Annotated in this window: 18 protein-coding genes; 8 read left to right on the forward strand and 10 right to left on the reverse strand. The window is 72.4% G+C overall.

Annotation, left to right across the window (positions count from 1 at the left end):
• Nucleotides 1-20 precede the first annotated feature (20 nt).
• From BN1555_RS10900 to sigE, 3 genes are all read right to left on the reverse strand, one after another.
• A complete protein-coding gene (locus BN1555_RS10900; protein WP_093799193.1) occupies nucleotides 21-1,613 on the reverse strand; it encodes a S1C family serine protease in 1,593 nt (530 codons plus the stop codon).
• A 93-nt stretch (nucleotides 1,614-1,706) separates the two neighbouring features.
• Nucleotides 1,707-2,636 (reverse strand): anti-sigma factor family protein, encoded by a 930-nt coding sequence (locus BN1555_RS10905; RefSeq protein ID WP_093799194.1) that lies wholly within the window; start codon nucleotides 2,634-2,636, stop codon nucleotides 1,707-1,709.
• Complete coding sequence (gene sigE / locus BN1555_RS10910) at nucleotides 2,633-3,412, reverse strand: RNA polymerase sigma factor SigE (RefSeq protein ID WP_176710017.1); 780 nt, start codon at nucleotides 3,410-3,412, stop codon at nucleotides 2,633-2,635. Before sigE ends, BN1555_RS10905 begins: the two co-directional genes overlap by 4 nt.
• 141 nt (nucleotides 3,413-3,553) lie before the next feature.
• Between sigE and BN1555_RS10915 the strand changes: the two genes are divergently transcribed.
• Nucleotides 3,554-4,219: an O-methyltransferase gene (locus tag BN1555_RS10915; RefSeq protein WP_093799196.1), complete on the forward strand. Its 666-nt coding sequence runs from the start codon at nucleotides 3,554-3,556 to the stop codon at nucleotides 4,217-4,219.
• 97 nt (nucleotides 4,220-4,316) lie between these two features.
• On the opposite strand, the gene BN1555_RS10920 is transcribed toward BN1555_RS10915, so the two are convergent.
• Nucleotides 4,317-4,484, reverse strand: a complete 168-nt coding sequence (locus tag BN1555_RS10920) for a DUF3117 domain-containing protein (protein WP_003966491.1) — start codon at nucleotides 4,482-4,484, stop codon at nucleotides 4,317-4,319.
• A 302-nt stretch (nucleotides 4,485-4,786) separates the two neighbouring features.
• Here BN1555_RS10920 and BN1555_RS10925 point away from each other — a divergent pair, with 302 nt between their 5' ends.
• On the forward strand, nucleotides 4,787-5,587 hold the full coding sequence (locus BN1555_RS10925; RefSeq protein ID WP_093799197.1) for a 2-cyclohexenylcarbonyl CoA isomerase: 801 nt from the start codon (nucleotides 4,787-4,789) through the stop codon (nucleotides 5,585-5,587).
• Here BN1555_RS10925 and BN1555_RS10930 read toward each other — a convergent pair.
• Both BN1555_RS10930 and BN1555_RS10935 read right to left on the reverse strand, forming a co-directional pair.
• The gene (locus BN1555_RS10930; RefSeq protein WP_093799198.1) at nucleotides 5,584-6,183 is read right to left on the reverse strand and encodes a DNA-3-methyladenine glycosylase I; all 600 of its coding nucleotides are present in this window, start codon (nucleotides 6,181-6,183) and stop codon (nucleotides 5,584-5,586) included. The genes BN1555_RS10925 and BN1555_RS10930 overlap by 4 nt on opposite strands.
• Nucleotides 6,180-6,593, reverse strand: a complete 414-nt coding sequence (locus BN1555_RS10935; RefSeq protein WP_093799199.1) for a hypothetical protein — start codon at nucleotides 6,591-6,593, stop codon at nucleotides 6,180-6,182. Before BN1555_RS10935 ends, BN1555_RS10930 begins: the two co-directional genes overlap by 4 nt.
• A 107-nt stretch (nucleotides 6,594-6,700) precedes the next feature.
• Here BN1555_RS10935 and folP point away from each other — a divergent pair, with 107 nt between their 5' ends.
• The gene (gene folP / locus BN1555_RS10940; protein WP_093799200.1) at nucleotides 6,701-7,561 is read left to right on the forward strand and encodes a dihydropteroate synthase; all 861 of its coding nucleotides are present in this window, start codon (nucleotides 6,701-6,703) and stop codon (nucleotides 7,559-7,561) included.
• A gap of 119 nt (nucleotides 7,562-7,680) precedes the next feature.
• On the opposite strand, the gene BN1555_RS10945 is transcribed toward folP, so the two are convergent.
• Complete coding sequence (locus tag BN1555_RS10945) at nucleotides 7,681-8,430, reverse strand: LOG family protein (protein WP_093799201.1); 750 nt, start codon at nucleotides 8,428-8,430, stop codon at nucleotides 7,681-7,683.
• 69 nt (nucleotides 8,431-8,499) lie between these two features.
• Entirely contained in the window at nucleotides 8,500-9,579 is a 1,080-nt protein-coding gene (dapE, locus tag BN1555_RS10950; RefSeq protein ID WP_093799202.1) for a succinyl-diaminopimelate desuccinylase, read from the reverse strand.
• Nucleotides 9,580-9,675: 96 nt separating this feature from the next.
• Between dapE and BN1555_RS10955 the strand changes: the two genes are divergently transcribed.
• Nucleotides 9,676-10,662, forward strand: coding sequence for a VldE C-terminal domain-containing protein (locus tag BN1555_RS10955; RefSeq protein WP_093799203.1), 987 nt, complete (start codon nucleotides 9,676-9,678; stop codon nucleotides 10,660-10,662).
• Between the two features lie 298 nt (nucleotides 10,663-10,960).
• Entirely contained in the window at nucleotides 10,961-11,392 is a 432-nt protein-coding gene (locus tag BN1555_RS10960; RefSeq protein ID WP_093799204.1) for an ATP-binding protein, read from the forward strand.
• 96 nt (nucleotides 11,393-11,488) lie between these two features.
• On the opposite strand, the gene BN1555_RS10965 is transcribed toward BN1555_RS10960, so the two are convergent.
• Both BN1555_RS10965 and fdxA read right to left on the reverse strand, forming a co-directional pair.
• Nucleotides 11,489-12,589, reverse strand: a complete 1,101-nt coding sequence (locus BN1555_RS10965) for a bifunctional succinyldiaminopimelate transaminase/glutamate-prephenate aminotransferase (RefSeq protein ID WP_093799205.1) — start codon at nucleotides 12,587-12,589, stop codon at nucleotides 11,489-11,491.
• A 109-nt stretch (nucleotides 12,590-12,698) separates the two neighbouring features.
• Nucleotides 12,699-13,019: a ferredoxin gene (gene fdxA / locus BN1555_RS10970; RefSeq protein WP_019058397.1), complete on the reverse strand. Its 321-nt coding sequence runs from the start codon at nucleotides 13,017-13,019 to the stop codon at nucleotides 12,699-12,701.
• A 141-nt stretch (nucleotides 13,020-13,160) separates the two neighbouring features.
• Between fdxA and BN1555_RS10975 the strand changes: the two genes are divergently transcribed.
• From BN1555_RS10975 to BN1555_RS10985, 3 genes are all read left to right on the forward strand, one after another.
• Complete coding sequence (locus BN1555_RS10975; RefSeq protein WP_093799206.1) at nucleotides 13,161-14,156, forward strand: GNAT family N-acetyltransferase; 996 nt, start codon at nucleotides 13,161-13,163, stop codon at nucleotides 14,154-14,156.
• 16 nt (nucleotides 14,157-14,172) lie between these two features.
• Nucleotides 14,173-15,006, forward strand: a complete 834-nt coding sequence (locus BN1555_RS10980) for a transglutaminase family protein (protein ID WP_093799207.1) — start codon at nucleotides 14,173-14,175, stop codon at nucleotides 15,004-15,006.
• Between the two features lie 187 nt (nucleotides 15,007-15,193).
• On the forward strand, nucleotides 15,194-15,829 hold the full coding sequence (locus tag BN1555_RS10985) for a MerR family transcriptional regulator (protein WP_093799208.1): 636 nt from the start codon (nucleotides 15,194-15,196) through the stop codon (nucleotides 15,827-15,829).
• Nucleotides 15,830-16,189 lie beyond the last annotated feature (360 nt).

Below are 16,189 nucleotides of genomic sequence, written 5' to 3' on the forward strand. Positions count from 1 at the left end.
CGTCGCTCACGTTCCGCCGCTCACATGCCGTCCGCCGAGCCGAGCGTCACGGTGACGGCCCGCTCCCGGCCCGCGCGCACCACGGTCAGTTCGAGGCGGTCGCCGGGGCGGTGGGCGCGGATCCTGACGATCAGCTCCTGGCCGTTGTGCACCTTCCGGCCGTCGACCTCGGTGATGACGTCGCGCGGCTCGATCCCGGCCCGGGCGCCGGGGCCGTCGGGCGTCACCGCCGGGCCTTCCGCGCCCTTGGTGCCGACGCGGGCGCCGTCACCCGTGTACTTCATGTCCAGGGTGACGCCGATCACCGGGTGCGTCGCCCGGCCCGTGTTGATCAGTTCCTCGGCGACCCGCTTGCCCTGGTTGATGGGGATCGCGAAGCCCAGGCCGATGCTGCCGCCCTGGCCGCCCTCCAGGCCCGTACCGCTGTCGGCCGCCCGTATCGCGCTGTTGATGCCGATGACGCGGGCCTGGGTGTCCACCAGCGGTCCACCCGAATTGCCCGGGTTTATCGGAGCGTCGGTCTGGAGCGCGTTGACATAGCTGATGTCGCTGCCGTCGCCCTTCTCGCCGCCCGCGGTGATGGGGCGCTCCTTGGCACTGATGATCCCGGAGGTCACGGTGTTCTGGAGGTCGAACGGCGCGCCGATGGCCACCACCGGGTCCCCCACCCGTACGTTCTCGGAGTTGCCCAGGGGCAGTGGCTTGAGCCCGTCGACCCCCAGGACGCGGACGACCGCGAGGTCGTAGCCACTGTCCTTGCCGACGATCTTCGCCTTGGCGCTCTGGCCGCCGCTGAAGGTGACGGTGATGGTGCCGCTCGCCCCGGCCGGGTCCACCACGTGGTTGTTGGTGAGGATGTGGCCCTTCGCGTCGAGCACGAAACCGGTGCCCGTGCCCTGCTCGCCGGCCCCGCTGACATGCAGGGTGACCACGCTCGGCAGGGCGCTGGCCGCGATGCCCGCGACGCTGTCGGGGGCGCGGCCCTTGCCGTCCTCCGCCCGGGCCTGGGGAAGCTCGACGCGGGTGATGCCGCCGTTGCGTTCGACGTACGACCCGACGCCGCCGCCGATGCCGCCGGCGACCAGCGCGATCAGCAGCGCCCCGGCGAGCAGCGCACCCGGGCGGCCCCTCTTCTTCCGGCCGCCGTCCGCTCCCGACGGATCACCGGGGTGGACCAGCGGCTGCCGGTGCGCGCCCCAGGGGTCGTACTGCAGCCAGTGGGAGGGCTGGAGGTGCGGCGCCGGGGGCGGCACGCCGGCGCCGGTCGCCGAAGGCGCTGCCGGCGGTACGAGGGTGCCCTGCGGTGGGGTCGGCACCGGCCGCTGCACGGGCGGCGCGGGGGCCCAGGGCCCCGGGCCTCCGTACGGCGGTGTCGCGTACGGATCGGGCGCGTGCAGGGGCTGCGGACGTGACCGGGGCTGCGTGGGCCCGGAGCCCCGCGGCGCCACGGGGACGGGCTCCGCGGCCACCGGCACCGGCTCGGCGGCTTCGGCCGCCGGAGGCCCGGCCGTCCGGTCGGCCGCCTGGGCCGGGTCCGGCTCAGGCATCCGGTGGACCGGCGCGGGACGGCTCCACCACTTCGCCTTCGGCCCGGTGGGCATGCCCTCGTCCATGTTCTCCCCGCAACCCCATGAGCACGCCCGTCGGGCCGTGCCACTTCGCTGTCCGCGCCCTCGTGGGGCACCCCTCCCAGGATTCAACCAGCCTCAGGGGTAAACGGGCAGCCCGGACGGGGACGGAGCGGCCAGCCGCAGCGGCGACGGCGCTGCGGTCAGCAACGGGCTCCGGCCGGGGACGGGCCCCAGCGACAGGGCGGAAGCCGACGGACGTATCAGCGGCAGCGGGAGCTGACCGGTGGGCGCGGGCGCCGAGAAAGGCTGCGTCAGCGAGACACCCTGGGCTCCGGCAGCCACCGGGCCGGCCGTCGTGACGGGGGCGGGCCGGGCGGTGGACGCGGCGAGGAGGCCGTTGCCCGCGGGGCGGCGGCGGGTGTTCTCCGTGGCGGCACCGCTCGGGCCCGCCGCACGCAGCGGCGTGACGTTGTTGCCCGATCCGCCGCTCCTGGCGCTGGGCTCGCCCGCGGATCCGACGGGCATGGCGCCGCCGAGCGCGAACGCGGCGAGCGAGACGGCGCTCGCCGCCGCGAAGGCCAGCCGCCTCCCGCGCCCGCCGGAGCGCTCCGCCTCGGCGCGGCCCACGTCGTGGATCCGGAAACCACGGCCGGACGCGGAGCCGGGGAGTGCGCCGCCGTGCCCGGCGGCCGGTACGTAGTGGAAGTCGAAGGTGCCGCCGGGTCTCGCTCCCGGGGCGTTGCCGCCGAAGACTCCGTGTCCGAAGCCTCCCTGCCCGAACGGTCTGGTGCCGTCGCCGTCCTCACGGTCGGGCCCGCCACCGGATCCGCCGCCGGGCAGCCCCTGGAGCCGGGCGAGCAGCCCCTCGGAGGGCGGCGGCGGAGCGGTCGTGGAGAAGACGTTCTTCAGGCGGCGCTGGGCGTCGGCCTCGGCCTTGCACTTGGCGCAGGTCGCCAGGTGCGCCAGGACACGCTCGCGGACGTCGTGGCTCAGCTCGCCGTCCACCAGGGCGGCCAGCCGGTCCCCCAGGTGCTGCTCGGCAGAGGTCGGTCGGGTGCCACTCACTCGGCTCCGCCCTCTCCGCCCACCACGGGGACACCGGGGCCCACGGTCGCGAGCGAGCGCTGCTCGGCGCGCGCTTCGGGAGACCGGTGCTTCAGAGCCTTGCGCAGGTGGGAGCGGCCGCGGTGGATGCGGCTGCGCACGGTCCCGAGCTTGACGCCCAGGGTCGCGGCGATCTCCTCGTACGACAGGCCCTCGATGTCACAGAGCACGACCGCCGCCCGGAACTCGGGCGCGAGGGTGTCCAGCGCCTGCTGCACGTCCGCGTCGAAGTGGGTGTCGTTGAAGACCTGCTGCGGGGACGGCTCGCGGCTCGGCAGCCGCTCCGCGGCGTCGTCGCCGAGCGCGTCGAAGCGGATGCGCTGCTTGCGGCGGACCATGTCCAGGAACAGGTTGGTCGTGATGCGGTGCAGCCAGCCCTCGAAGGTGCCGGGCGTGTACGTCGACAGCGAGCGGAAGACGCGGACGAAGACCTCCTGCGTGAGGTCCTCGGCGTCGTGCTGATTTCCTGTCAGACGGTAGGCGAGACGGTAGACGCGACCGCTGTGCGTGCTGACGATCTCCTCCCACGTGGGAGGCGTCCACGCCTGAGATTCCGCGTCTGAGGCGAAGGTCGCGGTCTGTGCGGAGTGCGTGGGACGTGCGCGGTCAGCAATGTCGGTCACGGATTTCGGCTCACCCGCCGACCTGAGAAAGCGCCGCAGCACTCCTCCCCGATCCACAGGCGCAGCCGCACCTCCCCTATCGGCTCTGGTGGTGTCCAGTGGAGCCCCTACCATAGCCACCTCGCCCGTTAGCTCCGGATAAGCATCTTTACGAGAATTTGGAACTCGCATGCGGTCCTGATCCATGTCTCCCCTGCCCTCTTCTAACGCCCGGTCCCATCTGCGGGTTCCCGACGCCAGCGGATACAGTCACGGTTGCGCCAACTACGGGGACAGGAGAGGGCCATTACCGCCAACCGGCAGACGAACTGGGCGTTCGCCGACGCCTATGTCGCCGAGGACGAAGCCCTGCGCTGGGCGCGTGACCGGGCCGAGGAGGCAGGACTGCGCTCGGTGTCGCCCGGCACCGGCGCCGCGCTGCGCCTTCTTGCCGCCACCGCGGACGCCAAGGCGGTGGCCGAAATCGGTACGGGCACCGGCGTTTCCGGCATCTACCTGCTGAACGGGATGCGGCCCGACGGTGTGCTCACCACCGTGGACCCGGAGCCGGAGCGGCAGCAGTTCGCCCGCGAGGCGTTCCGCGCGGCCGGCTTCGCCGGGAACCGCGCGCGCTTCATTCCCGGCCACGCCCTGGACGTGCTCCCCCGTCTCGCAGACGGCGGGTACGACCTCGTCTTCTGCGACGGCGACCTGCACGAGTGCCTGGACTACCTCGCCGAATCGTTGCGTCTGCTGCGGCCCGGCGGAATCGTCGTGTTCGAAGGCGTCTTCGCGGACGGCCGTACGGTCGACTCCACGGCGCAGGCGGTGGAGGTCCAGCGCCTGCGCGAACTGCTGCGCGAGGTGCGTGAGAGCCGCAGCCTCCTCCCGACGCTGCTCCCGGTCGGCGACGGCCTCCTCTGCGCGGTACGCCGCAGCTGACCCCGGGCCGCCCCGCGCGGCGGCCCGGGACCGGACACACCACTGCCCCGGCACGCTCGTGGCGTGCCGGGGCAGTGGAAAGTTCGGTGCTTCCGCGTTAGCCGACGACCTTCTTCAGAGCGTCGCCGAGCGCATCGGCCTCATCCGGAGTCAGCTCGACGACAAGTCGTCCGCCGCCTTCGAGCGGAACGCGCATGACGATGCCCCGCCCCTCCTTGGTCACCTCGAGCGGGCCGTCGCCCGTTCGCGGCTTCATGGCCGCCATGCTCGTTCCCCTTCCTGAAACCAGCTCATCGCAGCCGACAACCCAGGTGTCACCGGCATCGAACACATTGCTTCCAGGCCATTATCCCGCATCACAGGACCCAATGACCAACATCGTTCGGCATCGCTTGCGCAACGCGCTCTCTCAAAACCACTCAATTCGGCGTTCCGCCTGCGATACTTCGCCGCCGCTGGGCACCTGGGGGCCTCACTTTGTTAGACGCAGGTCACATGTGCAGCTCCGGTGATCTCCGCCATGCTGGGCGAGGACATGCCTGCCGAGCTGCAAAAGGGGACCCACCGATGGCCGACACCGTGCTCTACGAGGTGACCGACGGCCTCGCGACGATCACGATCAATCGTCCCGAGGCCATGAACGCCATGAACACCGAGGCCAAGGTCGCCCTGCGGGACGCGGCGGAGGCCGCGGCCGCCGATCCGGCGGTACGGGCGGTCCTGCTCACCGCCGCCGGCCGGGCGTTCTGCGTGGGCCAGGACCTCAAGGAGCACATCTCCTCGCTCGCCGCCGACCGCGAGGCGGGCACCGGCCGGACCATGAACACGGTGCGCGAGCACTACAACCCCATCGTGCGGGCCCTCACCGGGATGCCGAAGCCCGTCGTCGCCGGGGTCAACGGTGTCGCCGCCGGTGCGGGCGCGGGCTTCGCGCTCGCCGCCGACTACCGGGTCGTCGCCGACACCGCCGCCTTCAACACGTCCTTCGCGGGGGTCGCGCTGACCGCCGACTCGGGCGTCTCGTGGACCCTGCCGCGCCTGATCGGCCAGAGCCGCGCCGCCGACCTGCTGCTCTTCCCGCGCTCGATCTCCGCGCAGGAGGCCTTCGACCTGGGCATCGCCAACAAGCTGGTGCCCGCCGCCGACCTGGCCGCCGAGTCCGAGGCCGTCGCCCGCGCCCTGGCCGCGGGCCCCACCCTGGCGTACGCCGCGCTCAAGGAGTCCCTGGCGTACGGCGCGGACCACAGCCTGAGCGAGACCCTCGAGAAGGAGGACGAACTCCAGACGAGGGCGGGCGCGTCGGAGGACCACGCCATCGCGGTCCGGGCGTTCATCGCCAAGGAGAAGCCGCAGTACCTCGGCCGCTAGGTCCGTGCCGCTCCGCGCGCCACGCACTGGGCGAGGTGGTCGTCCACCAGACCGCACGCCTGCATCAGCGCGTACGCCGTCGTGGGACCGACGAACCGTATGCCGCGCTTCTTGAGCGCCTTGGAGAGCGCGACGGACTCCGGGGTGATCGCGGGGACGTCCGAGACCGCCCGGGGGGCCGGGCGCGCCCCGGGATCCGGGGCGTACGACCAGATCAGGGTGTCCAGCTCGCCGGCGCGCCAGCCGGCGAGCGTCCTGGCGTTGGCGAGGGTCGCCTCGATCTTGGCGCGGTTGCGGATGATCCCGGGATCGGCGAGCAGGCGCGCGGCGTCCTCGTCGGTGAAGGCGGCCACCGACGCGATCCTGAAACCGGCGAAGGCGGTGCGGAAGCCCTCGCGCCGGCGCAGGATCGTCAGCCAGGACAGACCGGACTGGAACGCCTCCAGGCAGAGGCGCTCGTACAGCGCGTCGTCGCCGTGGACCGGCCGGCCCCACTCCCCGTCGTGGTACGCGACGTACTCCTCGGTGGCCAGGCCCCACGGGCAGCGGAGCCTGCCGTCGGGGCCCGGCGCGGCGCCGCCGTCCGCCTCCGTCATGACCGGGGCTCGTCGTCGGAGGCGGAGGCGTCCTTGGAGGGGGCGTCCTCGGGGAAGGTGTTCTTGAAGGGGGCGTCCTCGAAGAGGCCCGCGCCGCCGATCGCGCCGGCCTGGACACCGGCCAGCGCGGCCTCCAGCTCGGCGATCCGCGCGTCCCGCTCGGCGAGCTCGGCGCCGAGGCGGCCGAGCACGTCGTCGACGTCACCCATCCGGTAGCCCCGGGGGGCCATCGGAAGGCGCAGCGCCTCGAGGTCGGCGCGGCCCACCGGGCGCGTCGCGGGCAGCGGGTCCACGAGCTGTTCGGGCGCCGCTTCGGGCAGGACCCCGCCGGCGCCGTTTCCTCCGCCGACCACGGCGAGGGTGACCGCGGCGACCACGACGACCATCGCCACCACCAAGAACAAGAACACGAGAGTCTCCCCGGGCCACGCGCACATGCCGAAACCGTCCAGTCCCGATCGTGCCATGCGGCACCGACGGTTAAGGTCGCAGGCGACCGACGCAAGGAGGAAAAACGGTGCTCAGGCTGGGACGACGCGAGTTCGCAGCGCACGAGCCGGTGATCATGGCGATCGTGAACCGGACCCCTGATTCCTTTTACGACCAGGGAGCGACGTTCCGCGACGAGCCCGCGCTCGCCCGCGTCGAGCAGGCGGTGTCGGAGGGCGCCGCCGTCATCGACATCGGCGGCGTGAAGGCCGGCCCCGGCGAAGAGGTGAGCGCGGCCGAGGAGGCGCGGCGCACGGTCGGTTTCGTGGCCGAGGTGCGCAGGCGCCACCCGGACGTGGTGATCAGCGTCGACACGTGGCGGCACGAGGTGGGCGAGGCGGTCTGCGAGGCGGGGGCGGACCTGCTGAACGACGCGTGGGGCGGCGTCGACCCCCGGCTGGCCGAGGTGGCGGCCCGTTACGACGTGGGCCTGGTGTGTACGCACGCGGGCGGCGCGGAGCCGCGGACCCGGCCGCACCGGATCGCGTACGACGACGTGATGGCGGACATCCTCGGCGTCACGCTCGGCCTGGCGGAGCGCGCGGAGAGCCTGGGCGTACGGCGTGACGCGATCCTGATCGACCCGGGGCACGACTTCGGCAAGAACACCCGGCACAGCCTGGAAGCGACCCGCAGGCTGGGCGAGATGGTGGAGACGGGGCGGCCGGTGCTGGTCTCGCTGTCCAACAAGGACTTCGTCGGTGAGACGCTCGACAAGCCGGTGAAGGAACGGATCGTCGGGACGCTGGCGACGACGGCGGTGTCGGCGTGGCTGGGGGCGCAGGTCTACCGCGTGCACGAGGTGGCGGAGACGCGGCAGGTACTGGACATGGTGGCGTCCATCGCGGGACACCGGGCGCCGGCGGTCGCCCGGCGGGGGCTGGCCTGAGCGGGGCGGGCGGGGCGCGGGACCGCGCTCCCCGGACTCCCCCGGGCTTCGTCCGGGGTCCCGAGGGGCTGGAGGCCGCCGCGCTGCCGCGGCCTCCAGCCCCTCCCGCCCTCCGGCTGCTACCGCTCCGACTCCTTCGACACCAGCGCCACCGCTTCCTCCACGCTGTCCGTCACGTGGAACAGCAGCAGGTCCCTCTCGGACGCCTTGCCCTGAGCGATCACCGTGTCGCGCAGCCAGTCGACCAGACCGCCCCAGTACGCCGTGCCGAAGAGCACGATCGGGAAGCGGGTGACCTTGCGGGTCTGCACGAGGGTGAGGGCCTCGAAGAGTTCGTCCAGGGTGCCGAGGCCGCCCGGCAGGACCACGAAACCGTGCGCGTACTTCACGAACATGATCTTGCGGACGAAGAAGTAGCGGAAGTTCACGCCGATGTCGACGTGCGGGTTGATGCCCTGCTCGAAGGGCAGCTCGATCCCGAGGCCGACCGAGATGCCCTTGGCGTCCCGCGCCCCCTTGTTCGCGGCCTCCATCGCGCCGGGGCCGCCGCCCGTGATCACCGCGAACCCCGCCTCGGCCAGGGCCCGGCCGAGCTCCACACCCGCTTCGTAGTCGGGCATGCCGGGCCGCGTGCGGGCCGAACCGAAGACGCTGATGGCGGCCGGCAGTTCGGCGAGGGCGCCGAAGCCGTCCACCAGTTCCGCCTGCATCCGCATGACCCGCCAGGGGTCGGTGTGCACCCACCCCGTGTCACCGTTGGAATCCAGCAGCCGCTGGTCGGTCGTGCCCGGCTGGATCTGGTCGCGGCGGCGTACCACAGGGCCCAGACGCTGCTCTTCCGGTACCCGCTCCTCTTCAGGAATCGTCATGCCGTACTCCCTCCGCTGCCGAACATTGTCCGGTCAGGGTAGATCCACAGTCGTGACGAACAGTGAAATTCAGGCAGTCAGCCAGGCGCGCAGTCGTTCTTCGCAGTGCGTGATGCGCTCGACGGCGACGTGCTCGTCCCGCTTGTGCGCGAAAAGCGCGTCCCCGGGCCCGTAGTTGACCGCGGGCACACCGAGCGAGCTGAAGCGCGCGACGTCGGTCCAGCCGAACTTGGGCTGCGCGCTGCCGCCCACCGCCTCCATGAACGCCGCGGCGGCCGGGTGCGAGAGGCCGGGCAGGGCCGCCCCCGAGTGGTCGTCCACGACGAACTCCGCGATGCCGCAGTCCTGGAAGACCTCCCGCACGTGCGCGAGCGCCTCCTCCTCGCTGCGGTCGGGCGCGTAGCGGAAGTTGACCGTCACCGTGCACGCGTCGGGGATGACGTTGCCCGCCACGCCGCCCTCGATCGCGACGGCGTTGAGGCCCTCGCGGTACTCCAGGCCGTCGATCACGGGCCGCCTCGGCTCGTACGCCGCGAGCCTGGCCAGGATCGGCGCGGCCGCGTGAATGGCGTTGGACCCCATCCAGCCGCGCGCCGAGTGCGCCCGCTCGCCCGCCGTGCGCAGCAGGACCCGCAGAGTGCCCTGGCAGCCGCCCTCGACCTGCGCGTCGGACGGTTCCAGGAGTACGGCGAAGTCGCCCGCGAGCCAGTCGGGGTGCGCGTCGGCGATGTGTCCCAGGCCGTTCAGGTGCGCGGCGACCTCTTCGTTGTCGTAGAAGACGAAGGTCAGGTCCCGGTTGGGTACGGGGACGGTCGCGGCGATCCGCAGCTGGACGGCGACGCCGGACTTCATGTCGCTCGTCCCGCAGCCCCACAGGACGCCGTTCTCGTCGAGCCTGGAGGGCACGTTGCCGGCGATCGGGACGGTGTCGATGTGCCCGGCCAGGATGACCCGCTCGGCGTGCCCCAGGTCCGTACGGGCCACCACGTTGTTGCCGTGCCGGTCGACGGTGAGGTGCGGCAGCGCGCGCAGCGCCTCCTCGACGGCGTCGGCGAGTGCCTTCTCGCTGCCGCTCTCCGACGGGAAGTCGACGAGCCGGGCGGTCAGCGCGGGGGCGTCCAGGGCGAGGTCAAGCATGGTTTCGGCCATGCCCCGAGCCTAACGGTCCGGGCCGGGCAGGAGGCAGGCGGACGGAAGCGCGAGGACCCCACGGGGCCCGCACCCGCCTCCAGTACCTTTGGCAGCGTGCCTGAGTCCACCTCTTCCATAACCCGCGGCCGCATCCTGCGCATCGTGGCGGGTGTCGCCGTGCTGCTGGCGCTGGCCGGATACATGGTGGCGCAGTACGTGACCGGCGGCGGAGGCGCGCCGCGCTGCGTCGTGCGTTCCGCGGAGGGCGACGGGGCGACGTACGAGATCACTCCGGAGCAGGCGGTCAACGCCGCGACGATCTCCGCCGTCGGCACGTCGCGCGGGCTGCCGGAGCGGGCGGTGACGATCGCGCTCGCGACCGCGCTCCAGGAGTCGGCGCTGCGCAACATCGAGCACGGCGACCGGGACTCGCTCGGCCTCTTCCAGCAGCGCCCCTCGCAGGGCTGGGGAACCGAGAAGCAGATCCTCGATCCCGGTTACTCGGCGGGGAAGTTCTACGAGCACCTGGAGAAGGTCCCCGGCTACTCCCGGCTGCCGCTGACCGTCGCCGCCCAGCGCGTCCAGCGCAGCGGCTTCCCGCAGGCGTACGCGAAGCACGAGCCGGACGCGGCCCTGCTGGCCGCCGCGCTCACCGGGCGCGCGCCCGCGTCGCTGACCTGCTCGGCGCCCCTGGACGCGCAGCGGGGCGAGCCGGCCGACGTACGGGCCGCGCTGGTGCGGGACTTCGGGTCCGACGTACTGCCCGGCGCCCGGGCGGCGGGATCCCCGGGCCCGGCGCGGGCCGCGGGCGCACCGGCCGGTGCGGGCGACTCCGCGGGCGCGAGCGCGAATCCCGGCGGCACCTCCGCGGCGACGGTGACCGTGCCGGTACCCGCGCGGGCGGCGGGCGGCGGCAGGGCTGGCGGGGACCGGCGCGGCTGGGAGCTCGCGCACTGGGCCGTCGCTCACTCCTCCGAGCTGCACATCGAACAGGTCTCCTATGCGGGCCGCGTGTGGACCACCGGGGACTCCGGGAAGAAATGGCAGCCGGAGAGCGCCGGGAAGGACTCCGGAGAGGTCCGGATCACCACTGCGCACTAGTGCGAACGGTCACCCGGGAGCAGTAAGTGGATCATGCGGGAGGCGGGGTGCGCACGCACCTGCGGCCCCTCACCCCTCTCCCGCCCTTTTCCCCGGGAAACAAAGGGAAGCAGCCCCACGGCACCCCGTTCCCGCGCAGATCATTTGCCGGGTTCATCCGCAGCCGATAATGCGACGCATTGCAAACTCTTTACCTTGGTGCACCGCAACCTCTCCCGCCCTGTGAGCGGTTGTCATGGCGTCTGATCGTCGGACCGACTGTCCCGACTCAACGTCCCTCCCGCCTAGAAGGAGCACCATGTCTCTCCCCCTGACCCGTCGGATCGCCCGTGCCGCACTGATCATCGCGGCCGGCGCAGCCCCCGTGGTCGGTGCTGCCGGCTCCGCGAGCGCCGCCGGCCTTCCCGCCCCGGAGCTGGGCGGCCTGACCGCCCTGGACGGCGCCGGTCTCGGCGACACCGTCGACGGAGCGGCGCAGAAGAGCACCAAGGCGGCGGGTGACACCGGCGGCAAGGCCGTCAAGAAGGCCGTCCCGGCCGCGGGCAAGACCGTCGGCAAGACCGGCAAGACGGCCACCCCGGCCGCGCAGAAGGCGGCCGGTGACGTCGCGGGCTCCGCCGGTGACGTCGTCGGCGAGACCGCGTCGACCGCGACCGACAGCGGCCTGTCCGTCGGCGGCGGCAGGCTGCCGACCGGCCAGCTGCCCACCAAGGGCCTCCCGCTCGGCTAGTCCGTACGCGAAGCAGAACGAACAGAACGAACAGAAGGGGCCCCGGGGAGCACGAACGCCCCGGGGCCCCTTCGCGCGCTGCGCGTGCGTGTGCCGTCAGCCGCCGAGGCGCTTGACCGCCGCCATGACGCGCTCGTCGGTGGCCGTGAACGCCACCCGTACGAAGCGGCCCCCCGCAGCCCCGTAGAAGTCGCCGGGAGCCACCAGGATCCCCAGCTCCGCCAGGTGGGCCACCGTCTCCCAGCACGGCTCGTCACGCGTCGCCCACAGGTACAGGCTCGCCTCGCTGTGCTCGATCCGGAAGCCGTGCGCCTCCAGCGCGGTCCGCAGCGCCGCGCGCCGGTCCGCGTACCGCTCCCGCTGCTCCGCCACGTGCGCGTCGTCGCCGAGCGCCGCGGCCGTCGCCGCCTGCACCGGCGCCGGCGTCATCATGCCGCCGTGCTTGCGGATCAGCAGCAGGTCGCCCAGGACGGCCGCGTCGCCCGCGACGAAGGCCGCGCGGTAGCCGGCCAGGTTGGAACGCTTGGAGAGCGAGTGGACGGCGACGATGCCCTCGTACGTACCGCCGCAGACGTCCGGGTGCAGTACGGAGACGGGCTCGGCCTCCCAGCCCAGCTCCAGGTAGCACTCGTCGCTGAAGACCAGCACGCCGTGCTCGCGCGCCCACGCGACGATCCGGGTCAGCTCGTCCTTGGCCAGGACGCGGCCCGTCGGGTTCGACGGCGAGTTGAGCCAGAGGAGCTTGAGACGGGTGGGGTCGAGGTCCGCCACGGGGTCGTCGTACACGACCGGCTCGGCGCCCGCCAGCCGCGCGCCCACCTCGTACGTCGGGTACGCGAGCCGGGGGTACGCCACCTGGTCGCCGGCGCCCAGCCCGAGCTGCGTCGGCAGCCAGGCCACCAGCTCCTTCGAGCCGACGACCGGCAGGACGTTGGTGTGCGCCACGCCGCGCGCGCCCAGGCGCCGCCCCACCCACCCCGTGAGCGCGTCCCGCAGCGCGGCCGTGCCCCACACCGTCGGATAGCCCGGGGAGTCCGCGGCCGCGACGAGGGCCCGCCGGATCAGTTCGGGGACCGGGTCGACGGGCGTGCCGACGGACAGGTCCACGATGCCGTCCGGATGGGCGGCCGCGGTCGCCTTGTACGGCTCCAGCTTGTCCCAGGGGAAGGTGGGCAGACGGTCAGTGACTGCGGACACGGTGATCGCTTTCTCGTGCTCGTACGGGCTCGCTCTGGCTCTGGAAACGCCCCGGTCCCGTACGGCGGGCAGGCCGTACGGGACCGGGGCGGCGCACTCGCCTCGCCGCTTACTGGTTCTGCGGCGGGAGCGCGGCGACGAAGGGATGGTCGCGCTCGATCAGGCCGAGCTTGGAAGCACCACCGGGCGAGCCGAGCTCGTCGAAGAACTCGACGTTCGCCTTGTAGTAGTCCTTCCACTCCTCCGGGGTGTCGTCCTCGTAGAAGATGGCCTCGACCGGGCAGACCGGCTCACAGGCACCACAGTCGACGCATTCGTCCGGGTGGATGTACAAGGACCGGGAGCCCTCGTAGATGCAGTCGACCGGGCACTCCTCGATGCACGCCTTGTCCTTGACGTCGACACAAGGCTGCGCGATGACGTAGGTCACGCTGTCGTTCCTCCTCGATAGGGCGCGGCGGGCCGATCTGCGGCTCCGTCCACGTGGCGCGCGGGAGCGCGGCGTCGTCGATGCCCGCCTCTAGTATCTCCGTTCCCGGGCACGATCCGAACAGGAGGGGCGACCAGAGCTGTGGAATTCACTACCGGCGGACGACTCGAGGTCCGTATTTCACCCGCCGACGTGGGCAAACGGGTATCAGTCAGGCGCCTCGACGATGCCGGGGCGCCGGGGGCGAAGTTCACCGACACGGTCGGTGTTCTCACATCCTGGGACAGCGGCGTGCTGTCGATCACACGGCGCGGGGGCGAGTCGGTCCGTATCGCCGAATCCTCCCTGGTCGCGGGCAAGGCCGTGCCTTCCGCCCCGGCCCGGCGGCGCGGCCCCGCGGCGACTTTCGAGGAGCTGTCGCGCACGTGCGCACGCGCATGGCAGCCCGTCGAGAGCGAGCCGCTCGGCGAGTGGCGGCTGCGCGCCGCCGGCGGCTTCACCCGGCGCGCCAACTCGGTGCTGCCGCTCGGGGACCCCGGAATGCCCGTCGGCGCGGCGCTGGAGCGGGTACGGGAGTGGTACGCGGCGCGGGGGCTCCCCGCGTACGTCCAGGTCTCCACCGGGGCCGAGGGCACACAGGAACGCCTCGCCGCCGAACTGGAGCGGCTCGGGTGGATCCGCGACGTCAGCGCCGAGGTGCGGATCGCCGCGCTCGCGCCGGTCGGGGACCGGGACGCGGACGTGTCGCGGGTCCGGCTGGAGCGGACGTGCGACACGGCCTGGCTCGCGCGCTACCAGCGGTTCGGGGAGCCGGGGCCGCACGTGACGAAGGTCCTGGAGAGCGGGCCTTCGGTGTGGTTCGCCTCCGTCCCCGGCGAGGGGGAGGCGCCCCTCGCGATAGGGCGGTGCGTCGTCGACGGGCGGTGGGCCGGGTTCCTGGCGGTCGAGGTCGATCCCGCGCACCGGCGGCAGGGACTCGCCGGTGCCGTGATGACGGCGCTGGCGCGGCGGGCGCTGGAGGAGGGCGCTTCGGCCGCGTGGCTCCAGGTCGAGGCCGACAACGAGGGTGCGCGGGCACTGTACGACGGCATGGGTTTCGCCACCCACCACAGCTACCACCACTTCCGGCCGGCGTAGACGGGACGAGGAACGCATGGGACGACCGACCGAACGCGAACGGCGGCAGCGGTTCGCCGAGGAGGCCCGCTCCGAGCGGCCGGACCTCGCACTGCTGTGCCTGCTGGTGGGCGCGGAGGCGGACGGATCGCTGGACGCGGCCGGGATGGACGCGGCCGAGATGGAACTCGACCGGCTGGCGGGCCTGCTGCCGTTCCGTCCCGGCGGGGCGCGGGGGTGGGCCTCGGCCGTGTCCGGCCTGCTGGGGGCGCGGCACGGGTTCCGGGGGTCGCCCGGGGACTACCGGCGGCTGGAGTCCTCACTGCTGCACGAGGTGCTGCGGCGGCGGCGCGGGCTGCCGATCCTGCTGTCCGTCGTATGGATCGAGGTCGCCCGGCGGGCGGGCGCCCCGGTGTACGGGGTCGCCCTGCCCGGGCACTTCGTCGTGGGTTTCGGGTCCGGGGAGGAGCAGGTCCTCGTGGACCCCTTCGACGGCGGGCGGCTGCTGACGGAGGCGGACGCGGAACTGCTGGTGGCGGGGGCGACGGGGGAGCCGTTCGATCCCTCGGTGCTGGCGCCGGCGGATCCGCCGGCGATCGTGGCGCGGATCCTGAACAACATCCGGGCGTGGGCGGTGGCCCGCCCCGAGCGTACGGACGTCCAGCTGTGGGCGGTGGAACTGGCCCTGCTGCTGCCGTCGCACCCCGCCCGGTTGAGGTTCGAGCGGGCGCAACTGCTGGTGCAGCGAGGCGACTTCCTGGGCGGTGCGGCGGAGATGGAGGCGTACGCGGAGGTGGTGGCGGCGGTGGACCCGGCGTCGGCGGAGGCCGTCCGCGGCCAGGCGCGGGCGGCACGGGCCCGCCTGAACTGAACACGGGTGCGTCTGAACTGAACACTCCCCCCACACCCGTGGGGTGAGCCCTCCCTGCACCCGTGGGGTGAGAGCACTGTGTCTTTCGAGGCAGTGGGGGACGGAGTCGGGGGCACGGGCTTGTAGGAGGGTCCGCGGCCTGCGTAGGGTCCCGGCAACCCCGACCAGATCCCGAAGGTGGTGAGGTGTGCCGCTTTCAGAGCTGAGCCGCCAGACAGGCGTCCCCGTCCGGGCGCTCCAGATGTACCTCGACTTGGAGCTGTTCCGCGCCGAGCCCGTGTACGACGAACGGCATGTCCACCGGATCGCGTTGATCAGGACGCTGCTGGATGTCGGGGGGGTCCCGTACGACGCGGTACGGAGGATCCTGCGCCATATGGACTCCTCCCCGCCGTCGCTGCACGAGGTGCTCGAAACCGTGCTGTACGCCCTGCCCGTACGCGGAACCACCTGCCGGGAGAAAGAGGAGCAGGAGGAGTGGGCCCGGGCCCGGCAGCACACGGCCCGGCTGGCCGAGGCGCGCAACTGGCAGGTGAACGAGGAGAACCCGGCGTGGCTCACACTCACCCAGGTGCTGGTCGCGTGCGAGTGGCTGGAACAGTGCGACCTGCTGCGGCTGCTGGACACGTACGCCGACGCGCTGGAGCGGATCGGCGAGGCGGAGGTGGCGTTGCTGAGGTCGCGGCCGGCCCCGGACAGCGCCGCGGCCGGCATGGTGACCTCCGCCGTGCTGGGCGATGTCGCGCTGTCCGCGCTGCGCAGGCTTATTCATGAACATTTCTCAAATCTCGCGGAGCGGGAAGAGCCGACGCAACGCAATTGACAGAAGGGCAGCACGCGGCAAGCCTGTTCCTGGCGTCGGCCCATTGCCCAGCACCCGCCGAAACGGGCCAAGTTGACGAATGAACAACTGTATTCAATCACTTGACAACCCGGCGGGACGCGCGGCATCATCCAACGGACCCCCGAGCCCTTTTCCCCTTGACAGCGTCGTCGAGATGTGCGAAGAGCGGCGTCGGGTGTCAACCGGCGGGGGGAAAGAGTGTGAGTAACGCGTCATGCCAGGATGCGTTGGACGACCGGACAGATCCCGAGGGTGCGAGACTTGCTGCGCAATTACTGGCGCTCGAACCCGAAATTCTCGATGCCTACAGACAGCATCTGATTGGACAGAAGAACCCTC

This window comes from Streptomyces sp. Wb2n-11 (assembly GCF_001049855.1).
Taxonomy (GTDB): Bacteria; Actinomycetota; Actinomycetes; order Streptomycetales; family Streptomycetaceae; genus Streptomyces; species Streptomyces altiplanensis.

What these genes read in the sequence shown, in the direction of transcription:
- BN1555_RS10900 (WP_093799193.1), bottom strand. Translation starts at nt 1,613, where the DNA reads ATGGACGAGGGCATGCCCACCGGGCCGAAGGCGAAGTGGTGGAGCCGT.
- sigE (WP_176710017.1), bottom strand. Translation starts at nt 3,412, where the DNA reads ATGGTAGGGGCTCCACTGGACACCACCAGAGCCGATAGGGGAGGTGCG.
- BN1555_RS10920 (WP_003966491.1), bottom strand. Translation starts at nt 4,484, where the DNA reads ATGGCGGCCATGAAGCCGCGAACGGGCGACGGCCCGCTCGAGGTGACC.
- BN1555_RS10925 (WP_093799197.1), top strand. Translation starts at nt 4,787, where the DNA reads ATGGCCGACACCGTGCTCTACGAGGTGACCGACGGCCTCGCGACGATC.
- BN1555_RS10930 (WP_093799198.1), bottom strand. Translation starts at nt 6,183, where the DNA reads ATGACGGAGGCGGACGGCGGCGCCGCGCCGGGCCCCGACGGCAGGCTC.
- BN1555_RS10945 (WP_093799201.1), bottom strand. Translation starts at nt 8,430, where the DNA reads ATGACGATTCCTGAAGAGGAGCGGGTACCGGAAGAGCAGCGTCTGGGC.
- dapE (WP_093799202.1), bottom strand. Translation starts at nt 9,579, where the DNA reads ATGGCCGAAACCATGCTTGACCTCGCCCTGGACGCCCCCGCGCTGACC.
- BN1555_RS10960 (WP_093799204.1), top strand. Translation starts at nt 10,961, where the DNA reads ATGTCTCTCCCCCTGACCCGTCGGATCGCCCGTGCCGCACTGATCATC.
- BN1555_RS10980 (WP_093799207.1), top strand. Translation starts at nt 14,173, where the DNA reads ATGGGACGACCGACCGAACGCGAACGGCGGCAGCGGTTCGCCGAGGAG.